This window comes from Streptomyces sp. NPDC024632 (genome assembly GCF_055559175.1).
The window spans coordinates 273,863-292,434 of record NZ_JBVHLD010000005.1 but is presented as its reverse complement, the minus strand read 5'-3'; the positions used below and the strand labels follow the sequence as shown (position 1 = coordinate 292,434).

The 18,572-nt window shown below is 72.2% G+C and carries 15 protein-coding genes; 5 read left to right on the top strand and 10 right to left on the bottom strand.

Annotated features, from left to right (window positions below; translation table 11 throughout):
* Window positions 1-41: 41 nt before the first annotated feature.
* Entirely contained in the window at window positions 42-1,508 is a 1,467-nt protein-coding gene (locus ACZ37P_RS12955) for an NCS2 family permease (protein ID WP_467346427.1), read from the top strand.
* Window positions 1,509-1,551: 43 nt separating this feature from the next.
* On the top strand, window positions 1,552-2,724 hold the full coding sequence (locus ACZ37P_RS12950; RefSeq protein WP_467346426.1) for an XdhC family protein: 1,173 nt from the start codon (window positions 1,552-1,554) through the stop codon (window positions 2,722-2,724).
* Between the two features lie 120 nt (window positions 2,725-2,844).
* Here the strand turns inward: ACZ37P_RS12950 and ACZ37P_RS12945 are convergent, their stop codons facing one another.
* Together ACZ37P_RS12945 and ACZ37P_RS12940 are read right to left on the bottom strand one after the other, a co-directional pair.
* Window positions 2,845-3,912 (bottom strand): CU044_5270 family protein, encoded by a 1,068-nt coding sequence (locus tag ACZ37P_RS12945; RefSeq protein WP_467346425.1) that lies wholly within the window; start codon window positions 3,910-3,912, stop codon window positions 2,845-2,847.
* Window positions 3,909-4,484: an RNA polymerase sigma factor gene (locus ACZ37P_RS12940; protein ID WP_355338887.1), complete on the bottom strand. Its 576-nt coding sequence runs from the start codon at window positions 4,482-4,484 to the stop codon at window positions 3,909-3,911. The genes ACZ37P_RS12945 and ACZ37P_RS12940 overlap by 4 nt, the downstream gene beginning before the upstream one ends.
* Before the next feature lie 185 nt (window positions 4,485-4,669).
* Between ACZ37P_RS12940 and ACZ37P_RS12935 the strand changes: the two genes are divergently transcribed.
* Complete coding sequence (locus ACZ37P_RS12935) at window positions 4,670-5,785, top strand: winged helix DNA-binding domain-containing protein (protein WP_467346423.1); 1,116 nt, start codon at window positions 4,670-4,672, stop codon at window positions 5,783-5,785.
* Window positions 5,786-5,805: 20 nt separating this feature from the next.
* On the opposite strand, the gene ACZ37P_RS12930 is transcribed toward ACZ37P_RS12935, so the two are convergent.
* From ACZ37P_RS12930 to ACZ37P_RS12905, 6 genes are all read right to left on the bottom strand, one after another.
* Entirely contained in the window at window positions 5,806-7,797 is a 1,992-nt protein-coding gene (locus ACZ37P_RS12930; protein WP_467346561.1) for a sigma-70 family RNA polymerase sigma factor, read from the bottom strand.
* Window positions 7,798-7,992: 195 nt separating this feature from the next.
* Window positions 7,993-9,417 (bottom strand): cellulose binding domain-containing protein, encoded by a 1,425-nt coding sequence (locus tag ACZ37P_RS12925; RefSeq protein ID WP_355338895.1) that lies wholly within the window; start codon window positions 9,415-9,417, stop codon window positions 7,993-7,995.
* 54 nt (window positions 9,418-9,471) lie between these two features.
* Window positions 9,472-11,058 carry a beta-N-acetylhexosaminidase gene (locus ACZ37P_RS12920; protein ID WP_467346421.1) on the bottom strand — a complete coding sequence of 529 codons (1,587 nt, stop codon included), beginning with the start codon at window positions 11,056-11,058 and terminating at the stop codon, window positions 9,472-9,474.
* Window positions 11,059-11,184: 126 nt separating this feature from the next.
* Window positions 11,185-12,108: a carbohydrate ABC transporter permease gene (locus ACZ37P_RS12915; protein ID WP_467346420.1), complete on the bottom strand. Its 924-nt coding sequence runs from the start codon at window positions 12,106-12,108 to the stop codon at window positions 11,185-11,187.
* Entirely contained in the window at window positions 12,105-13,076 is a 972-nt protein-coding gene (locus tag ACZ37P_RS12910; protein ID WP_391163586.1) for a carbohydrate ABC transporter permease, read from the bottom strand. Before ACZ37P_RS12910 ends, ACZ37P_RS12915 begins: the two co-directional genes overlap by 4 nt.
* A gap of 78 nt (window positions 13,077-13,154) precedes the next feature.
* Window positions 13,155-14,453, bottom strand: a complete 1,299-nt coding sequence (locus ACZ37P_RS12905; RefSeq protein WP_401311706.1) for an extracellular solute-binding protein — start codon at window positions 14,451-14,453, stop codon at window positions 13,155-13,157.
* A gap of 353 nt (window positions 14,454-14,806) precedes the next feature.
* Between ACZ37P_RS12905 and ACZ37P_RS12900 the strand changes: the two genes are divergently transcribed.
* Window positions 14,807-15,649: a GntR family transcriptional regulator gene (locus tag ACZ37P_RS12900; protein WP_391163588.1), complete on the top strand. Its 843-nt coding sequence runs from the start codon at window positions 14,807-14,809 to the stop codon at window positions 15,647-15,649.
* Between the two features lie 68 nt (window positions 15,650-15,717).
* On the opposite strand, the gene ACZ37P_RS12895 is transcribed toward ACZ37P_RS12900, so the two are convergent.
* On the bottom strand, window positions 15,718-16,221 hold the full coding sequence (locus ACZ37P_RS12895; RefSeq protein WP_467346417.1) for an SAV_915 family protein: 504 nt from the start codon (window positions 16,219-16,221) through the stop codon (window positions 15,718-15,720).
* 221 nt (window positions 16,222-16,442) lie between these two features.
* Between ACZ37P_RS12895 and ACZ37P_RS12890 the strand changes: the two genes are divergently transcribed.
* Window positions 16,443-17,027 (top strand): putative glycolipid-binding domain-containing protein, encoded by a 585-nt coding sequence (locus ACZ37P_RS12890; protein ID WP_391049429.1) that lies wholly within the window; start codon window positions 16,443-16,445, stop codon window positions 17,025-17,027.
* A 30-nt stretch (window positions 17,028-17,057) separates the two neighbouring features.
* On the opposite strand, the gene ACZ37P_RS12885 is transcribed toward ACZ37P_RS12890, so the two are convergent.
* On the bottom strand, window positions 17,058-18,299 hold the full coding sequence (locus ACZ37P_RS12885; protein ID WP_467346415.1) for an MFS transporter: 1,242 nt from the start codon (window positions 18,297-18,299) through the stop codon (window positions 17,058-17,060).
* Window positions 18,300-18,572 lie beyond the last annotated feature (273 nt).

The following is an 18,572-nucleotide window of genomic DNA, read 5'->3' as shown; positions in this document are numbered from 1 at the left end:
ACCGCGTACGAGTGCCCCTGTGAACCTTGGGAGTTGGCACCATGACCCAGACGCCAGTAGAGCCGCGGACGGCGGCGGAGGACGCGGGCGAAGGCTCGCGACAGCCCGCCGGGAGATCCTGGCTCGACCGGTACTTCCACATCTCGGCCCGAGGCTCGTCGATCCCCCGCGAGGTCCGCGGCGGCATCACGACCTTCATGGCGATGTGCTACATCCTGCTCCTCAACCCGCTGCTGCTGTCGGGACCCGACGTGGCGGGGCACAAACTCAGCCACGCCGCGCTGATCACCGCGACGGCGCTGGCCGCCGCCGTCTCCACCCTGCTGATGGGCTTCGTCGGCAAGGTGCCGCTCGCGCTCGCGGCGGGGCTGAGCGTGGCCGGGGTGATCTCCACCCAAGTGGCTCCGAACATGACCTGGCCGCAGGCTATGGGTATGTGCGTGATCTACGGCGGCGTCATCGTGCTGCTGGTGGTCACCGGGCTGCGCGAGATCGTCATGAACGCGATACCGCTGGCGCTCAAGCACGGCATCACCATCGGCATCGGCATGTTCATCGCGATGATCGGCCTGGTCAACGCCGGTTTCGTCGGCAAGGGCGACCCGCACGGCACGGCCCCGGTCGCCCTCGGCACCGGCGGCCAGCTGCGCGGCTGGCCCGTGCTGCTCTTCTGCGTGACCCTGCTGCTGATCTTCATGCTCCAGGCCAGGAATCTGCCGGGCGCGATCCTGATCGGCATCGTGGCCGGCACGGTCCTGTCCGTGATCGTCAACGCGGCGGGCGACCTCACGGCGGCCGACTGGGGAGGCAGCGCGCCCAAGCTGGAGGGCAGCGCGGTCTCGATGCCGGACTTCGGGCTCTTCGGCCATGTCGAGTTCGGCGGCTGGGGCTCGATCGGCGGTATGACCGTCGGCGTCATCGTTTTCACTCTGGTGCTCGCCGGGTTCTTCGACGCGATGGCCACCATCATCGGCGTCGGCACCGAGGCCGGGCTCGCCGACGACAAGGGCCGGATGCCGGGCCTGTCGAAGGCGCTGTTCATCGACGGCGCGGGCGGCGCGATCGGCGGCGTCGCGGGAGCGTCGGGGCAGACCGTCTTCATCGAGTCCGCGACCGGCGTCGGCGAGGGCGCCCGCACCGGCCTGTCCTCGGTCGTCACCGGCGTCCTCTTCGCGCTCGGCCTGTTCTTCACCCCACTGGCCCAGATCGTGCCCGGCCAGGTCGCCGCCGCCGCGCTCGTCGTGATCGGCGCGATGATGATGAGCAACGCACGGCACGTCGACTGGTCCGACCGCGCCGTGGCCGTACCGGTCTTCATGACCGTCGCCCTCATGCCGTTCACCTACTCCATCACCGCGGGAGTCGGCGCCGGGGTCGTCTCGTACACCGCCATCAAGGCCGCGCAGGGCAAGTGGCGCGAGCCGGGGCTGTTCATGTGGATTCTCACGGCCGTCTTCGTCGTCTATTTCGCCCTGCACCCGATCGAGGGCTGGCTCGGCGTCAAGTGACCGCCGGGCAGAGCGAGTTGTAGGAAGAAGGAGCTGGAACGCCATGCTGGACATCGCTGACGAGTTGTATCGCTGGTGCGGTCTCGGGCGTCCGTTCGCCGTCGCGACGGTCGTCGCGACCGGCGGCAGCGCCCCGCGCCAGCCCGGTGCGGCGCTCGCCGTCGACGGCGGCGGCGACGCCATCGGCAGCGTGTCCGGCGGGTGCGTGGAAGGCGCGGTCTACGAGCTGTGCCGGGAGGTGCTGGCCGCGGGCCCCGACGCGGCCGCGGTCCTCCAGCACTTCGGCTACTCCGACGAGGACGCCTTCGCCGTCGGCCTGACCTGCGGCGGCGAGATCGACATCTTCGTGCAGCGGATCGACCCCGCGGTACGGCCCGAGGTCGTCGCGGCGCTGGCCGCGGCCGTCTCCGGCGAGGCGGCGGCGGTGGCCCGCGTGGTCGAGGGCCCGGCGGAGCTGCTGGGCCGGGCGCTGCTGGTGTCCGAGGCCGAGGGCGCCGGTGCGTACGCGGGCTCGCTCGGTGACGACGAGCGGGACCGTACGGCGGCGGCCGAGACCCGCGCGCTGCTGGCCGCCGGGCGCACCGGGACCGTCGTGATCGGCGCGGACGGCAGCCGCTGCGGCGCGCCGCTCACCCTGCTGGTCGAGGCCAGCGTGCCGCTGCCGCGGATGCTGGTCTTCGGGGCGATCGACTTCGCGGCGGCGCTGGTACGGGCGGGCAAGTTCCTCGGCTACCACGTGACGATCTGCGACGCGCGGCCGGTCTTCGCCACCGCCCGCCGCTTCCCCGAGGCCGACGAGGTGGTCGTCGACTGGCCGCACCGCTACCTGGAGGCAGAGGCGCGGCAGCGGCGGCTGGACGGCCGTACGGCGGTCTGCGTCCTCACCCACGACGCCAAGTTCGACATCCCCCTGCTGGAGCGGGCGCTGCGGCTGCCGCTGGCCTACATCGGCGCGATGGGCTCGCGCCGCACCCATCTCGCGCGCCTGGACCGGCTGCGCGATACCGGGGTGACCGAACTCGACCTGGCCAGGCTCCACTCGCCGATCGGCCTCGACCTCGGCGCCCGCACGCCCGAGGAGACCGCCCTGTCGATCGCCGCCGAGATCGTCGCCCACTCGCGCGGCGGCTCCGGCGCCCCCCTCACCGGCGCCCGCACCCCGATCCACCACGAGCCCAAGACCCCGTCCCGCCGCCTGGGCTCCCCGGCCGCGTAGCGGCCACCGGCCCGCCGAGACCGGGTGCGGGTCCCGATCGGGACCCGCACCCGGACCTCGCCGCACCCCCGTTGCGGGGCCCGGGTCCAGGGCAACCCGAACTCCTGTTGGCGGTGTCGGTCAGCGTGCTTTGAGCGGCGCCTGGACGACCGGGGGCAGTTCCACGATGTCCGAGGGGTCCGGGGCGGGACCGCCGGGCATCTGGCCGGGATGGTCGACGACGCCGGTCGTCACGCGGGCGAAGGAATCGGAGAAGTCGCTCTCTCCGTGCCAGTCGACGCGGTCGCCGCGGTAGGTGTACGTGCTCGGGTCCAGGATGAGGTACTCGTGCGTTCGTTGCCGATCGTGGAAATCGAAGGCGATGGCGAGTCCCGGCCGACCGGCCGCGTCTCGCATCGGCGTGCTAACCAGCGTGGTTCCGGGGATCAGCGCCAGCGCGTGGTAAAGCGCGGCGTTGATCCGGGGCGGGACGGTCGATGCGGTCCGCAGAATGTGGAGGATCCTGGTGAACTGCGCTGCGGGTGTGACGGCCGGGGGCCGTTCACCCAGGCTGTGGAATATTCCGTTGGTGGGGGCCGCGCCCGGCTCTTCTCCTGAACTGTTGAAGAAGGGGTCAGTACTCACCCGCTTGAGGAGCTCGTGGGGATCGGTGGGCAGTCGGGACAGAACCTCGCGGGTCTCCCGCGGATGGTCCCCGACCTTCCCCGAGCGGAAGGGGGTGAAGACATCGCGCACCTGGACGGCAGTGCGGTTTCCTGACGCCAATGACTTGCCGACCGACGCGCTCTTGAGACCGTCGTACCGGTACCAGGACCGCTCGTGCCCGCACGTCGTCACGCAGACAACATCGTCCGTGTACAACCACTGGTGGAGACCCGGCTCCTTGCCCGGACCCTTCGCGGCGTTGTCCGCGGCGGCGTCCAGCACCTGGGCGACCGTCATGGCGTGTACCGGCTGGGGCTGCGCTCCCCGGACGGAGGAGGTCGCGACGATCGTGGTGGCCGCCACGCCCGCGGCCAGGCCCGCGAACGCGGTCCGACGTACGGCGGGGCGTGCGAGGATCCCGCGGGCGGCCACCGGCGGCTTTCGTCGGGATGCTCGCTCTGTTTCCTGCTGTTCGGCTCGTGCCTGTTCCAGTAGGGCCAGCTCGGCACCGAGTCGTTGCTTGAATCCGACCGGGGTGTTCATCGGGTGACCTCCGTGAGGGGGGAATCGAATGCGGCGGACGGGGTGGTGGATTCGGCACGCAGGGCGGCGCGGGCGCGGTGCAGGCGGACCCGGGCGGTCGCCTGGGAGATCCGGAGCACCTTCGCGGCCTCCTTGGTCGTGAGACCGTCGACAGCGACGAGGTCGATCACCGCGCGCAGCGGCTCGGAGAGCCCGGCGTGCCGGGCGAGCAACTCCCTGGCCGCCCATTCGGCGTCGATGCGCTCCTCGAAGCGCTGCATGTCCTGCTCGTCCAGCAGCCGCCGACCGCTGACCGCGGCCACCGCGTCCCGCTCACGTACCGCGCGGCGGGCATGCGCGGCCGTGGTGTTGCGGGCGATCCCGTAGAGCCACATGAGGTGCGTGCCGCGCCTGGGGTCGTAACCCTCGAATGCCTCCAGCGCGGCCACGAAGACGTCGGCGGTCAGGTCGGCGGCCAAGTGCCGGTCGGTGGTTCTCCGGGTAATGAAGCCGAGAACGGCGTCGAAGTGCGCCTCGTACACCTCGCCGAACGGGGTTCGGTTCCGTCCGGGCTCGTGCGTGGGTATCTGCACGCGGGGACCTCCTGTGCTGTCTGCCACCTGTCACCCATCACTTGGTTCGGGGACCGAAAACCGTTTCTTCCCGCAGGTCAGGGTGGTCAGTGGCTCGGCCGTCGCGCGCACCGCCCGCACCGCCCGCACCGCCCGCCCGCCGTCGCGGACAGCAACTGTCCGCGACGGGCCCTAGCGTAGGAGCCATGCTCACGCCGCTCGACCGCCGCACTCTCAACCGGACCCTGCTCGCGCGCCAGCTGCTGCTGGACCGGCGGCGGACGGCCGCCGAGGACGCCGTCGCCCATCTGCTCGGACTCCAGTCGCAGCACCCCACCTCGCCCTATCCGGGCCTGTGGACCCGGCTGAACGGCTTCCGCTTCGACGAGTTGGGCACGCTGCTCACCGAACGCGCGGTGGTGCGCGTCGTCTTGATGCGCGGCACCGTGCATCTGGTGACGGCGGCGGACGCGCTGCGGCTGCGGCCGTGGATCCAGCCGATGCTGGACCGGGGATTTCGCGGCTCGCAGTGGGCGGCCGGGGCCGCGGGCGTCGACCGCGCGGAACTGGTCGCGCACGGCCGCGAGGCGCTGGCCGAACGGCCGCTGGGACCCGCCGAGTTGCGTACCGCGCTGAGCGCCCGCTGGCCCGACGCGGACCCCGCCTCGCTGGTCAACGCGCTACGGGTGTGGGCGCCGCTGGCACAGGTGCCGCCGCGCGGGCTGTGGGGCGCGAGCGCCCAGCCCGCCTACGCCCTGCTGGACGACTGGCTGGGACAGCCGATGGCCGACCCCGCCGCGACCGCCGCGGAACCGGCCGCGCTGGTCCGCCGCTACCTGGCCGCGTACGGCCCCGCCACCCCCGCCGACATGCAGAAGTGGTGCGGACTCACCGGCCTCAAGAAGGTCTTCACCGCGCTGGACTGCCGGACCTACACCGCCGAGGACGGCAGGGAGCTGTACGACCTGCCGGACGCGGAACTCACCGACCCCGCCACCGAGGTCTCCGCGCGCTTCGTCGCCGACTTCGACAATCTGCTGCTCTCGCACGCCGACCGCACCCGCGTCCTCGCCGACGAGCACCGGCCGCGGGTGATGACCGTCAACGGCATCATCCGCGGCACGGTCCTGGTCGACGGATTCGTCGGCGGCACCTGGCGGTTCGAGCGCGCCAAGGACACCGCGGCCGTCGTCGTCGCGCCCTTCGCGCCGCTGCGCCCGGCCGACCGGGACGCGCTCGACGCGGAGGGTCTGCGGCTGCTGGCCGCCTCCGACCCGTGGGCGCGGACGCCCGAGGTGCGGTTCGAGCGACCCGCCGGGTGAGGCGGCGCGCTGACGACCGCTCAGCGCGCCGCCTCGAACGCCCGCCCCGCCGCCGTCTCCACCGGACCGCTGTGGAACAGCCCGCTGCTCGGCTTGTTGTCGTCGGCGGGCAGCCCGAACCAGGCGTACCGCTGGAGCCACGGCAGTCCGTCGAGCATCTTCGTCGCGGCCGTCACGAAGGCGGCCTGCTGGCTGTCGGTCGGGAAGCGGACGCCGTTGGCGAAGTCGATCAGCGCGAATTCAGTGAGCCAGATCGGCTTGTTGTACCGGTTGTGGACCGCCGTCAGATACGACTTGAGCTGGGAGACCGCGTTCGGCGTCGTGAAGTCCCCGCCGTACCAGTGCAGGGCGATGAAGTCGACGCGGTAGCCGCGCTGTTGAGCCCCCGACATGAACCGGTCGAGCCAGCCGCCGGCCGTGTCACCGCCGTAGGCGACCGCGGGACTGCCGAGCACCTTGCCGTTCGTCATCAACTTCGGCCACAGCGACAGCGCCTGATCGACCGTCATGTTCGCCTGGCCGCCCATGTCCGGCTCGTTGAAGCCCAGCAGGTACGGACCCGCCGCCTTCGCCTGCGCCAGCGCCGTCGGACTCGCGCTGTCACCGCCCCAGATCATCGGCACGAAGCCGGGTCCGCTGATGCCGCCGTGCGTCGTGGACCACGTGTAGTACCAGCCCGCGCCCGACCGGTCGAGCGCGGTGTTCACACCGGGGAAGGACCACACCCCGACGCCCTTGCGGACCGAGGAGACCGGCGCGACCGGCGGCGGCGCCGCGGGCGGCGGCGCGTGGGTCGTCGGCGTGGGCTTGCGCGGCGGCTTCGTCGTCGGCTTGACGCCGGTCCTCGTCGCGGACGGCGTGGGGGAGGGGGAGGCGGTTGTGGCGGGCGCCGAGATCGTCACCGAAGGACGGATCGGCGTGCTGTCGGCGGCCGGGGTGCCGGGGGACCGGTCGGCCGACAGGTGCACGGCCAGCAGCGCTCCGGCCGCCACCGCCGCGACCGCGCCCATCGCGGCGGCCGGGACGCTCAGCGGACCGTGCAGCAGCCTGCCGCGGATTCCCCGGGGCGCACCGCTCCGCCGTGGGGGGCGGTGTCGCGGAGCGGTGCGCGGGGCCGCCGCTTGGGGAGCGGCCTGGGAGGGGGGTATCGGGGAGTGCGCGGGCGGCGGGCCCGCGGGGCCGGTGTGCGGGGGCGCCGCCGGGGCGTGCCCGCCGAAGGGCGCGCTGAACGGCATCCCGAGCGGCACCGGCAACAGCGGCAGCCCGCTGAGCAGCCGGTCCATCGGCAGCAGCGTCCGGCCGCGCTGCCCGCAGTCCGGGCAGCCGCGGATGTGCCGCGCGAAGCGCTTGCGCCACAGCGGGCTCGGCACACCGTCCCAGCCGCCGGTCACATGCGTGAGACCCGCGCAGCCGCCCGCGTCGCCGAGCGCCCGCACCACCGTGCGCGAGGTTTCGAGCTGTTCCTTCATCCGCTGGACCTTCACCGCGGCGTGCTGCCGGGTCAGGCCCAGGGCGTCGGCCAGCTCCGAGCGGCCGAGGTCGCCGGTCTCCTCCAGCCACCACAGCGCGAGCAGCGTACGGTCGTCGCGGTCCAGCCAGCGGGTGGCCTCCGCGATCTCCCGGCGCTGGTCGGTCAGCCCGAGCCGCAGGATCGTCACGGCGGCGAAGTCCGAGGCCGGGTCCGGTATCAGCTCCGCCGCGTCCAGGGCGGTCTGCTGGTGCCACGCCGCCTTGCGGGCCTGCTCGCGGTCGCGCACCTGGCGGACCGCGATGGCCACCAGCCAGGAGCGGAACGCCGCCGGGTCGCGCAGGTCGGACAGGCCGCGGACCACCCGCAGCAGCGTCTCCTGCACCACGTCGTCCACGTCGTCGTGCCCGTCCAGGGCGCGCCCGACGATGTTGTAGACCAGCGGCAGGCACTCCGCGACCAGCCGGTCGAGTGCCGCCTGGTCGCCCGCCCGCGCGGCACTCACCAACGCGGGGTCGGGACCGACCCGGTCGCCTGCGCGCATGCTGCTCACACTCCGTCCTGGCCCGGACTCCGGCCGGGTGACACGTATCTGCCCTCGGACAGGAGACGCTGCCACGACCAGGGGGATAACAGAAACCCGCCGGCCCCCCGGACTTCCCGCGCGGGGAGGTCCGGGGGGCCGGCGACCGGACGGCGGGCCGGGCCCCCGGTCCGGGGGCCCGGCCGCGCCACCGGATCAGGAGGACGGCACGGTGTCCGTGAAGGTGGTGCCCGCCGTGCGGTAGGCCGCGACCTGGGTCTGCACCTGGGCGGGCGTCAGCACCTGGTCCTTGAGGAAGTACACGTAGTCGACCTGCTGGTTGTACGAGCGCGGGGTGTTGCTCGTCTGGCCCGCGAGGTCGATCAGCCAGTGGTTGAAGTCGATCCACTGCGGCGTCTCGGGCAGGTACGGCTCGCCGTGCTGCGCGACCTGGTTGCCGTCGATGTAGTAGGTGATGTTCGTGTTGTCGATGGTGATCTGGAGGTTGTGCCAGCCGTCGAGGCTGCCGTACTGCTGGCCGTGGGTGTTGACCGCGTTCCACGGGTCCGGGTTGTAGGTCTCCCAGGACGTCTCGTACATGATGTTCTGGGTCTCGCCCCAGCCGCCGTTGGGCAGGTACTCGAAGTCCTGCTCGCTGTAGTTCGGGTCCATCGGCGCGTTGAGCGGCGTGAAGGTGAAGAAGGTCTGGTTGACGTGGTCGCCGTCGGGGCCGCCGGTCGGTGTGTCGTTGAACTTGACCCGTGCCGCGTAGGTGCCGTTCTTGAACTTCCTTGCGGTGGTCTGGAGTTCGGTCTCCTTGGTGCCCGCCGCCGTGCCGTCGGTGGTGAGCCGCAGATTCATCACCTTGTTGCTCGCGCCGTCGGCGACGAAGGTCACGTCCTGCGGCGACCAGGTGGCGCCGGCCACACCGGGGCCGCCCTGACCGGACTTGACCGTCCAGCCGTGCTGCTGCACGGCCGGGTCGGAGCTGGAGGTGTAGGTGAAGTCGTCGAACATCGCGGGACCGGTCGGGTTGCCGGTCGGCGGGGTGGTCGGGGGAGTGGTGGGCGGGTTGGTCGGGTCGTTGCCCGCGGGCGCGGTGCCCCAGACCACGGCGCCGCTCTTCTGCACCGTGACCTTGTTCCAGTTCGCGTACGCCGTCTGCGAGCCGTTGAAGGAGTAGTCGTCGGACTGCGTGAGGGTCTGCCAGTCGGCGCGGTAGAACCGCAGTTGCATGTCACCGGTGTTCTGACCCGGCGTCAGCGAACCCGCGCCCGAGGTGAAGCCGATCTCCAGGTAGCGGTCCGCGGTGGCCGTCGGATTGGCCAGCGTCCCGAAGGTGCCGGTGATGTTGCCGCAGCCCTTGACCGCCCACGAGCACGCGAAGCGGTAACTGACGTTCGGGCCGTCGGACTTGAAGTAGTACCGCACGGTGACGGTGTTCAACGGCACCGTGGTGCTGCCGGTGTTGGTGACCTCCAGCCACGGCTCCGACTGGTCGGCGGTGGCGCCGGAGGCGCTGGTGCGGTACTGCGCGCTCAGCGAGTCCTGCGCCGCCGAGGCGGGCATCGCGGTGAGCGCGGCGCAGGCGAGACCGGCCGCCGTACAGACGGCCATCGCCGTACGGACGCGGGTCGACATGCGGAACTTTCCTGACACGGTGATCCCTTTCCAGAGGGGGGTGATGGTGCGGGACTACTGGGAGATGGTCCGGGGAGAGGTGGTGCGGGAGGTGGCTCGGGGGGTGGGCGGCGGGACCGCGGGGTGCGGGATCGTCCGGTGGGCGATACCCAGCGCCGCCAGCCGGTCCTCGTGCCGGAGCAGGGCGGGCAGGAAGTCCGTCGACCAGTCGCCCGCCGGATTCCAGGCCCGGTCGGCCAGCGCGCACAGCCGGGGGAAGACCAGGTACTCGGCGTGTTCGGCGGTCGGCACGAATTCGCTCCAGAGCTGCGCCTGCGTGCCCAGCACCCGTGCCGCCGCGGCCGGTTCCCAGTCGCCGGGTACGGTCTCGCCGCCGTGCACGGCCCGCAGGTCGACGATTCCGCCCGCCTGGCCGAGCGGTTCACCGGGCTGTTCGGTCTGCGGGTAGTCCAGATACGTGGAGCGGTGCGGCGCCATGATCACGTCGTGGCCGCGCCGGGCGGCGGCCAGCCCGTGGTCGGTGTCCCGCCACGGCATCACGGTGAACTCCGGCGGCAGCGTGCCCGAGTCCTCCGCCCAGCACAGCGGGCGCCGCCCCGCCTCGATCAGGAAGTCGCCGATCCGCCCGAGGAACCAGCCGCGCAGGTCCTTGGGCGCGGCCAGGCCCAGCTCCGCCGCGCGCCGCCGCGCCGCCGGGCTCTCCTCCCACTCGGTGACCGGGCACTCGTCGCCGCCGATGTGCACGTACGAGGAGGGGAACACGTCGAGCACCTCGCCGAGCACGGTGCGGCAGAAGTCCAGCACCTCGTCGTGGACGCCGAGGATGTTGCGGCACACACCCCACTCGGTCCACACGTCCAGCTCGCGCCCCGGCACGTTCCCCAGGTGCGGATAGGCCGCCAGCGCCGCGCGGGTGTGCCCCGGCATCTCGATCTCCGGCACCACAGTGACGCCGCGCTCGGCCGCGTAGGCGACCAGCGACCGCAGCTCTGCGGTGGTGTACGCCCCGGCGTGCGGCAGGTCGTCGAACCGGCCGCTGCCCGAACGCCCGATCATCGAGCGGGACCTGGCCCCGCCGACCTCGGTGAGCCGGGGGTAGGCGGCGACCGGCATCCGCCAGCCCTGGTCGTCGGTCAGGTGCAGATGCAGCACGTTCAGCTTGTGGAACGCCAGCAGGTCCACGAAGCGCCGCAGGAACGACACCGGCTGGAAGTGCCGGGCGACGTCCAGCATCATGCCCCGCCAGCCGAACCTCGGCACGTCGGTGACCTGCACGCACGGCATGCGCCAGGCGACCCCGCTCTCCGGGCGCTCCGACAGGGCCTGCGCGGGCAGCAGTTGACGGATCGTCTGCACACCGTGCAGCAGTCCGGCCGGCCTGGCCGCCCGCAGCAGCACCGCGTCGGGCCCGACGGTCAGGCCGTAGCCCTCCGCGCCGAGACCGCCGAGCTCGGGGTCGAGCGCGAGCACCACCCGGCCGGTGGGCGAGGGCCGCAGCGGCAGCCCGGTGGCGGGCGCGAGCAGCGTACGCAGCAGGTCCGCCGCGCCCTGGGCGCCGTCGCTCGCCCGGACGGACGTGGTCGCGTCGAAGGTGAAGTGGCCGGGGATACGGGCGAGATGGGAGGGGTGCGGAATGATCACAGCGGCTCCAGTGGGGGCGGCGGGGGTCGGCGGTCGACGGCGTCGAGCGAGGTGACCTGGGAGCGGGCGTGGGGAGCGGTCGCGGGCAGCGGTCGCGGGCAGGGAGCGTGGACAGCGGTCGCGCGGTCAGCCCTTCACGGCGCCGGCGGTCATTCCGGTGGTGACCCGGTTCTGGAGGACGAGGAAGACCAGCAGCACGGGCAGCATGAACAGCGAGGAGGCGGCCATCGTGGCGCCCCAGTCGGTACCGAAGACATTGCTGAACGAGGAGAGCCAGACCGGCAGCGTGCGGGCGTCCTGGTTCTTGATGATCAGCGTGTTGGCGAAGGCGAACTCGTTCCACGCCGTGATGAAGCCGAACAGTGACGTGGACAGCAGGCCGGGCGCGAGCAGCGGGAAGGTGACCCGGCGGAACGCCTGCGGCCTTGTGCAGCCGTCCACTTGGGCGGCCTCCTCCAGCTCCACCGGGATCGCCGCGAGGAAGCCGCGCAGCGTCACGATCGTGAACGGCAGCGTCGTCATGAAGTAGACCAGCGTCAGCATCGACAGCTTGTCGAGCATGTCGGTGTCCCGCGCGATCACGTACATCGGGATCAGTAGCGCCTCCCACGGCGCCATCTGCGCGGTGAAGACCAGCAGGATGAAGGCCCGCCGGCCGCGCCAGCGCATCCGGCCGACCGCGAAGGCCGCCAGCAGCGCCACCACCAGCGACATCAGCACCGCGCCGAGCGTCACGGTCAGGCTGTTGCGCCAGAAGGTGCCGAAGCCGTCGGCGTGCATGGCCGTGCGGAAGTGCGCGAAGGTGGGGTGCAGCGGCAGGAAGGACGGGGTGTCGGCCTGGATGGCGGTGGTCGGCTTGAAGGCCGTGATCACCATCCAGTAGACGGGGAAGGCGGCGACCGCCAGCGTGAACAGCGCGGCCAGATTGAGCGGCAGCCGCCGCAGGGACCCGCGGCCCGGCCGGTTCCGACGGCCCGGTCCGCCCGGTCCGCCCGGTCCGCCCGGTCCACCCGCGCGCGGGGCCTTACCAGTTGCGGTGAACGTGCTCACTGCGCGCCCTCCTCACGGAACATCCGGCGCAGGTTGAAGACCAGCACGCCGAGCAGGATCAGGACGGTCAGCGTGGAGACCGCGGACCCGAGGTCGTACTTGTGCAGGGACTGCGCGATCTGGAAGGCGTAGACCGGCAGCGTGGTGGTCGCCCCGTTGGGACCGCCCTCGCTGATCACCCAGATCTGGGCGAAGCACTTGAAGCACCAGATCACCTCAAGCGAGGTGATCAGCGCGAACAGCGGGCGCAGCATGGGGAAGGTGACCAGCCGGAAGGTCTGCCAGGCGCCCGCGCCGTCGATCCTGGCCGACTCGTACAGCTCCGCCGGGATCGTGGTCAGGCCGCCGTAGAGGGTCAGCGCCGCGAACGGCACGGACTGCCAGACCACCAGCGTCACCAGGATCGCGAAGGTCGAGCCGCCGTGCGCGAACCAGGTGTAGTCGCGGTACGACTCGAAGCCCAGCTTTACCAGTAGCCAGTTGACCACTCCGAAACGGGACTGGAACAGCCACTGGAAGATCGTGGTGGCCGCGATCACCGGAGTGGCCCAGGCCAGGACCAGACCGCTCATCACCGCGAGCCGCATCCGCTTGCCGAGCTTGACGAGCATCAGCGAGACCAGCGTGCCGAGCACCATGATCAGCACGACGTTCAGCCCGGTCCACCACAGGGTGCGGCGGACCACCGTCCAGAACTCCGGATCGTCCAGCACCGTACGGTAGTTGGCGAAGCCGACCCAGGTGGCGCCGCCGCGGATCAGCTCGCCGAGGCCGAAGTGCTGGAACGACATGACGGTGTTTCTGACCAGCGGGTAGACCAGCAGGAAGGCCGTGCCCACCACGGTGGGGGCGACCAGCAGATACGGCCAGACCGCGGCGAGCGGGCGGCGGCGGCGCCGACGTTCGCGGGGCGGCGGTGGCGGTTCCGCGACGGCCGGCCGTGAGGCGGCGTTGGGAGCGGTGAGCACGGCGGTTCTCCTCGGGGCGCTGATCGGACGCTGTCGGGCGGACGCGGATCAGATAGGGAGCGGGCGGGGCGTGGCCGGTCAGGAGGCGGTGTTGAGGGCCTTGGTGACGGCCGCCGAGGCCGTCTTGCCCGCCGCGTCCGGGTCGCTGCCGGTCAGCACCTGCGTCATGTACTGCTTGATCGGGTTGTTGGCCTCGACCGCCGCCCAGTTGGGCGAGTTGGGCGTGGCATGGCCGTTGGCCGCGCCGACCGCCATCACCGAGGCGCCCTCGTTGCCCGCCAACACCCCCGCGAGCGAGGTGCGGTTGGGCACGTAGCTCATCTCCTTGGCCATGTCCGTCTGCCACTTGGTGCCCGCGAGCGCCTTGACCACCTCGTAGGCGAGCGCCTGGTGCCGGGACGCCTCGGGGATCACCAGGTCGGAGCCGCCGGTGAAGACCGCGCCCGGCTTGTCGGCGGTCTTGCCGGGGATCGGGAAGAAGCCGATCTTGTCCTTCATCGCGGGATTGGCCTTGACGATGGCGTCGGCGCCGCCGGGCACCGAGATGATCTGCGCGCTCTTGCCCTTGGCGAAGACGTCGGCCTGGAGCGGCTTGGCCTCGTCGGAGTCCTTCGGGCCCTTGCCGAGCGCCTGGAGCCGCTTGTAGAACTCCATGCCCGCCTTGGCCTGCGGGGTGTCCAGCGCGCCCTTCCAGTTGTCGCCGTCCTGGACCGCCAGGTCGCCGCCCTCGTCCCAGATGAATCCGGCCAGCGCGTACCAGGTCTGGCCCGGCAGGTAAATGCCGTCGTTGCCCCCGGTGTTGAGCTTGGTGGTGTCCTGGATCCACTCGTCGCGGGTCTTGGGCGGCGCGGCGATGCCCGCCTTCGAGAAGAGGTCCTTGTTGTAGATCACGACGCGGTTGGCCGCGTACCAGGGGATGCCGAACTGCTTGCCGTCGATCTTGCCGGGGTCGGCGAGGCCGGGAATCCAGTCGGCGCCCTGGAGGTCGGTCACCTTGTCGGTGAGGTCCTTGACGCCGCCGCTCGCCGCGTACTGCGCGACCTGCGTGTTGCCGACCTCCATCACGTCGGGTGCGTCGTTGCTGGCCAGCGCGCTGGTGATCTTCTGGCCTATGCCGTCCCACTCCTGGATCTGGATGTCCAGGGTGGTGCCCTTGTGCCCGGCCTCGAAGTCGGACCTGAAGCGGCTGAGGAAACCGTCGGACATGCTGCCGCGCATGATCCACACGGTGAGCTTGGCGGGGGCCGGCGTCTTGGCGGAACCGCCGGTGTCGCCGGAGTCACCGGAACCGCCGGATCCGGAGGAGGAGCCGCACGCGGAGAGCGCGGCGACGGCGAGGACGAGCGCCGCGGCGCCGGGAACGAGTCTGGATCTCACGGGGATGTCACCTCGGGCAGGGAGCGAACAGGACTTACCACTTGCCAACTGGTCTAGTGCTGGTCAGTGAAAATGGCATAGACCACTGAGCACGTCAAGAGTTCGCGCACCCGTCGCCCGCCGACCCGCCGTCCGCCGCGCACCCGCTACACGCAGGCCGTATACGAATGAGGCCCCCGAAAGCCAGGTGGCAAGGAGCGCTGGCATACTGGTCAGCATCTGGATAACCTCAGCTCACCAGCACGTCACATGAACCCACCGGCACGTCCCCCGAACTCAGCAGCACGTCATACGAACTCACCCGCACGACGGCGGCACACCGGTGACCCGTCGGCGGCAGGAAGGTGCCCCCCATGGCCAGCGAGCCGCCGCGCTCGGCGCTGAAACGCGAACGGGTCCGCGACTACCTGATGGAACTGGTCGAGTCGCGCGCGCCCGGCGACCCGATCCCGTCGGAGCGCACCCTGTGCGAGCAGCTCGGCGTCTCCCGCCCCACGCTCCGCTCCGCCGTGGACGAACTGGTCACCACGGGACTGCTGGTCCGCGAACACGGCCGCGGCATGTTCGTCGCCCGCGCCAAGATCACCCAGGAGCTGGCGCTCGACGGCCAGGCGCACCGCCTCCCGCAGGCGTCCGGCACCTGGGCCAGCCGCGTCCTGGAGTTCACCACCGTGCAGGCGGGCGCCCGCGTCGGCCGCAAGCTGCGCATCTCCCCGGCCGCCGAGATCACCTACATCGCCCGGCTCCGGCTGGTCGACGACGAGCCGATGGCCATCGAATACCTGCACGTCCCGGCCGACCTCGTGCCCGGCCTGCACGCGGCGGACATGGAGTCCGGCGACTTCTACGACTTCCTGCGCGCCCGGCATGGCGTCCACGTCCACGAGGCCGTCCAGTCCATCGAGCCCACCGTGACCAACGACGAGGAGGCCCGGCTGATCGGCGTGCCCGTCCTGTCACCGGCGCTGCTCTTCGAACGGCTCACCAAGGACGCCACCGGCCGTCCGGTGGAGTACGTCCACTCCGTCTACCGCGGCGACCGCTACCGGATCGTCTCCCGGCTGGCCCTCGGCGACGCCGCGCCCGCGACCGCGCAGTCCGCCGACCGGCACCACCCGGGCATCCCGCCGGGCGACCTCGCGGGGCGCGGGGACGTGACGGCGCAGATGGTGGGGGAGGTGCAGCCCGCGGGCTGAGGCCGGGGGCGTACGTGCTGAGGGTGCGCCGCGGCGCACCCAGAAGTGCCGGGGTCTCGAACGGCGAACTACGGTGCCAGGCCCGCCGGTTGCTGGCGTATGCCGTCGCCGCCCTCGTCCCCTTCAGCGGTGCCCGCCGCGGCGCCGTCGGTGCCGCGCCGCGGGCAGGGGCGGCCCGCCGCCGGATCGGTCCAGGAAGCCGGGGGCCGGGCGGTCAGCAGCGGGTCGACGGTCACATGCCGGGCGCCCAGCGGCTCGGCCATCGCACGCAGCGCGCTCTCCGAGAGCTTGATCCACGGCTGGGTCGGCCCCAGCACCGAGCGCAGCCGCTGGTCACTGGTGAAGGCGACCGCCGTCCTGCTGCCGACGGGCGTACGCCACAGCCGTACGACATAGCCCGCGGGCCCCTGTCGCACCGGCACATACAGCGGCCCTTCCGGTACGGGCACGGATTCCGCGGTCGGCGAGACCGGCCCGGGGGGCGTCTCGCGGGCCGTCGCGGGGGCCGTCTGCTCGTGGGGCTGTCCTTCGGGAGTCCGGTCACCGGGTCCGTCGTGCTGGCTCACGTGCATGCAGCCACCGTAACCCGGCCGCCGGACGCGCATTCGGCGAGGTCGAGGCGTGGACACCGCGCCGACCGGGCCCGCGCGCCGCTTCCGCCGCCCGCCCGCCCCGCGCCCGGCACCCGCCGATCGAGTGACGCGTCCGCCGGTCACGGCCGCGGACCGCCGTCGTCCATGTGTCCTCGCCACGCTTATGGCGTCCGATCCGGGGCGAACGTTACGTTTGCGCCATGACAGCGCCGAACACCGTACTCACCTGGCAGGTCGAGGAGACCGGCGGATACGAGACCGCGTGGGTCGAACTGGCCGCCGGACGGCTGCGCGCGCACGGCCGCGCGGTCGGACTGAAGCCCGAACCGTACTGGCTGAGCTATGAGTTGGACACCGACGCCGGGTACGTGACCCGGCGGCTGCACGTCACCTCGCACACCGTCGACGGCACCTACGACCTCGAACTGCGCCGGGACGAGCGCAGCCGCTGGACGGCCAACGGGCAGGTCGTCCTCGCGCTCGACGGCGCGCTCGACTGCGACCTCGGCATGTCACCGCTCACCAACACGATGCCGGTGCTGCGGCACCAACTCCACCGCAACGAAGGCCATCAGGACTTCCTGATGGCCTTCGTCCCCGTCCCGACGCTCGCCGTCCGCCCCTCCATCCAGGGCTACACCCACCTGACCCCGCTGATGTCAGGGGCCCGGCTCGGCTACGCCTCCGGCACGTACCGCAGCGAGATCGACGTGGACGCCGACGGTCTGGTCGTGCACTACGAGGGCCTGGCCACGCGCCTCAACCGGGCGGCCCCCAAGCTCTGAGGGCCCGCCCACCGCCCCGCGGCCGGGCGCTCAGACGCCTCCGCCCTCCTCCGCGAGCACGGGACCCTCGGCCCCGCCCTTCGTCCGCCGCGCCCGGCCGATCGCGACGGCGGCCAGCAGGGGCGGGACCGCCGCCAGGAGGAAGCAGAGCGCCGGCGGCACGCCGGCGACCAGCAGCGCGGCCACGGCGCCACCGGCCGAAGACCCGGCGTTGACGGCCGAGTTGACCCAGGTCGTGGCGCGGGTGGTGGCGCCGTCGGGCGCCGCGCCCGCCGCCGCGAGATAGGCGGTCGAGAGGATCGGCGCGGTCAAGGTGCCCGCGGCGGCGACGCACAGGCCGAACACCGTGAGTACGGGGGCGGCGGCCGTGACCGAGACGAGCGCGGCCAGGACGAGGAGCAGGCCGGGGAGCCGGGCGGCGGCGGGCAGCCGCCAGGAGATCCGGCCGTACAGCAGACCGCCGAGCGCGCTGCCCGCCGACTGCGCGGCGAGGATCCAGCCGACCGCCGAGGGGTGGTGGTGCCGGTCGGCGAAGGCGATCACGAACAGCTCCACGCAGCCGAGGCAGCAGCCGATCCCGGCGGCGGCGTACGCGGCCCTGCGGACGCCGCCGCCCTTCTCGCCGAACAGCCGCAGCCGCTCGGTCGCCGAAGCGGTCGACGTGTGGCGCGGCGGCAGCAGCCGGGCGGCGGGGGAGGTGACCATCGCGAGCGTGCCGCAGCCGATCAGGGCGCCGGAGAGCACCAGGCCGTTCACCGGGTGCACGGCCACCACGAGCAGCGGCCCGCTGAGGAAGTTCAGCTCCTCCGCGACCGTGTCGACGCTGAACGCCCTTTGCAGCAGCGCCTCGTCGGGCGTCAGCGCGTCCCACAGCGCGCGCATCGTCGGCCCGAGCGGCGGACACAGCGCCCCCGCCGCGCCGCTGAGCCCGGCGAACGCCCACAGCGGCGTGCCGGGCTCCCGTACGGCCGCGGCCAGGACGAACAGGGTCGTGGCGAACGGCAGCGCCAGCGTGGTCAGGCCGCGCCTGGCGCCCCAGCGGTCCACGAGCGCGGCCCGCGCGGGGCCGAGCAGGACGGACACGGTCGCGAAGAGCGTGGCCAGCAGCCCGCCGCGCGACAGCGACCCGGTGGCGGAGGTCAGGGACAGGACGAGGGAGAGCGAGACGACGCCGTAGCCGAGGCGTCCGAAAAGGGCCGCACCGAAGGTGCGGCGGGCATGGGGAAGACGGAAGACGGCAGCGTAGGACGCAGCCTGGACAGGCGCGGACATGGGGGTGATCCTCGGGTTTCCGGGGGAAGGCGGGCGGTTTCGCGTATGCCGCGCAGCGCCGTCAACCCGCCGTCAGGGCGGGGCCGGTCGTCTGTGGGCGCTTACCGCTGCCTAGACACGGTGGGGGAGGATCATGCGCCGCACCCTACCCGTCGGACAGGGTGCGGGAAAAGAGAGACCGGCCGCCCGGCCTGTGCGCACGGGGGCGGCGCACTGGCCGGGCGGCCGGTCGGGGGGCCGGGGGTGCCGGGTGTCCCGTCCCCACGATGACCC

Coding starts and splice junctions, on each gene's coding strand:
- ACZ37P_RS12935 (WP_467346423.1), top strand. CDS start 4,670: ATGCTCACGCCGCTCGACCGCCGCACTCTCAACCGGACCCTGCTCGCG.
- ACZ37P_RS12900 (WP_391163588.1), top strand. CDS start 14,807: ATGGCCAGCGAGCCGCCGCGCTCGGCGCTGAAACGCGAACGGGTCCGC.
- ACZ37P_RS12955 (WP_467346427.1), top strand. CDS start 42: ATGACCCAGACGCCAGTAGAGCCGCGGACGGCGGCGGAGGACGCGGGC.
- ACZ37P_RS12945 (WP_467346425.1), bottom strand. CDS start 3,912: ATGAACACCCCGGTCGGATTCAAGCAACGACTCGGTGCCGAGCTGGCC.
- ACZ37P_RS12890 (WP_391049429.1), top strand. CDS start 16,443: ATGACAGCGCCGAACACCGTACTCACCTGGCAGGTCGAGGAGACCGGC.
- ACZ37P_RS12950 (WP_467346426.1), top strand. CDS start 1,552: ATGCTGGACATCGCTGACGAGTTGTATCGCTGGTGCGGTCTCGGGCGT.
- ACZ37P_RS12885 (WP_467346415.1), bottom strand. CDS start 18,299: ATGTCCGCGCCTGTCCAGGCTGCGTCCTACGCTGCCGTCTTCCGTCTT.
- ACZ37P_RS12930 (WP_467346561.1), bottom strand. CDS start 7,797: ATGCGCGCAGGCGACCGGGTCGGTCCCGACCCCGCGTTGGTGAGTGCC.
- ACZ37P_RS12925 (WP_355338895.1), bottom strand. CDS start 9,417: ATGTCGACCCGCGTCCGTACGGCGATGGCCGTCTGTACGGCGGCCGGT.
- ACZ37P_RS12895 (WP_467346417.1), bottom strand. CDS start 16,221: ATGCACGTGAGCCAGCACGACGGACCCGGTGACCGGACTCCCGAAGGA.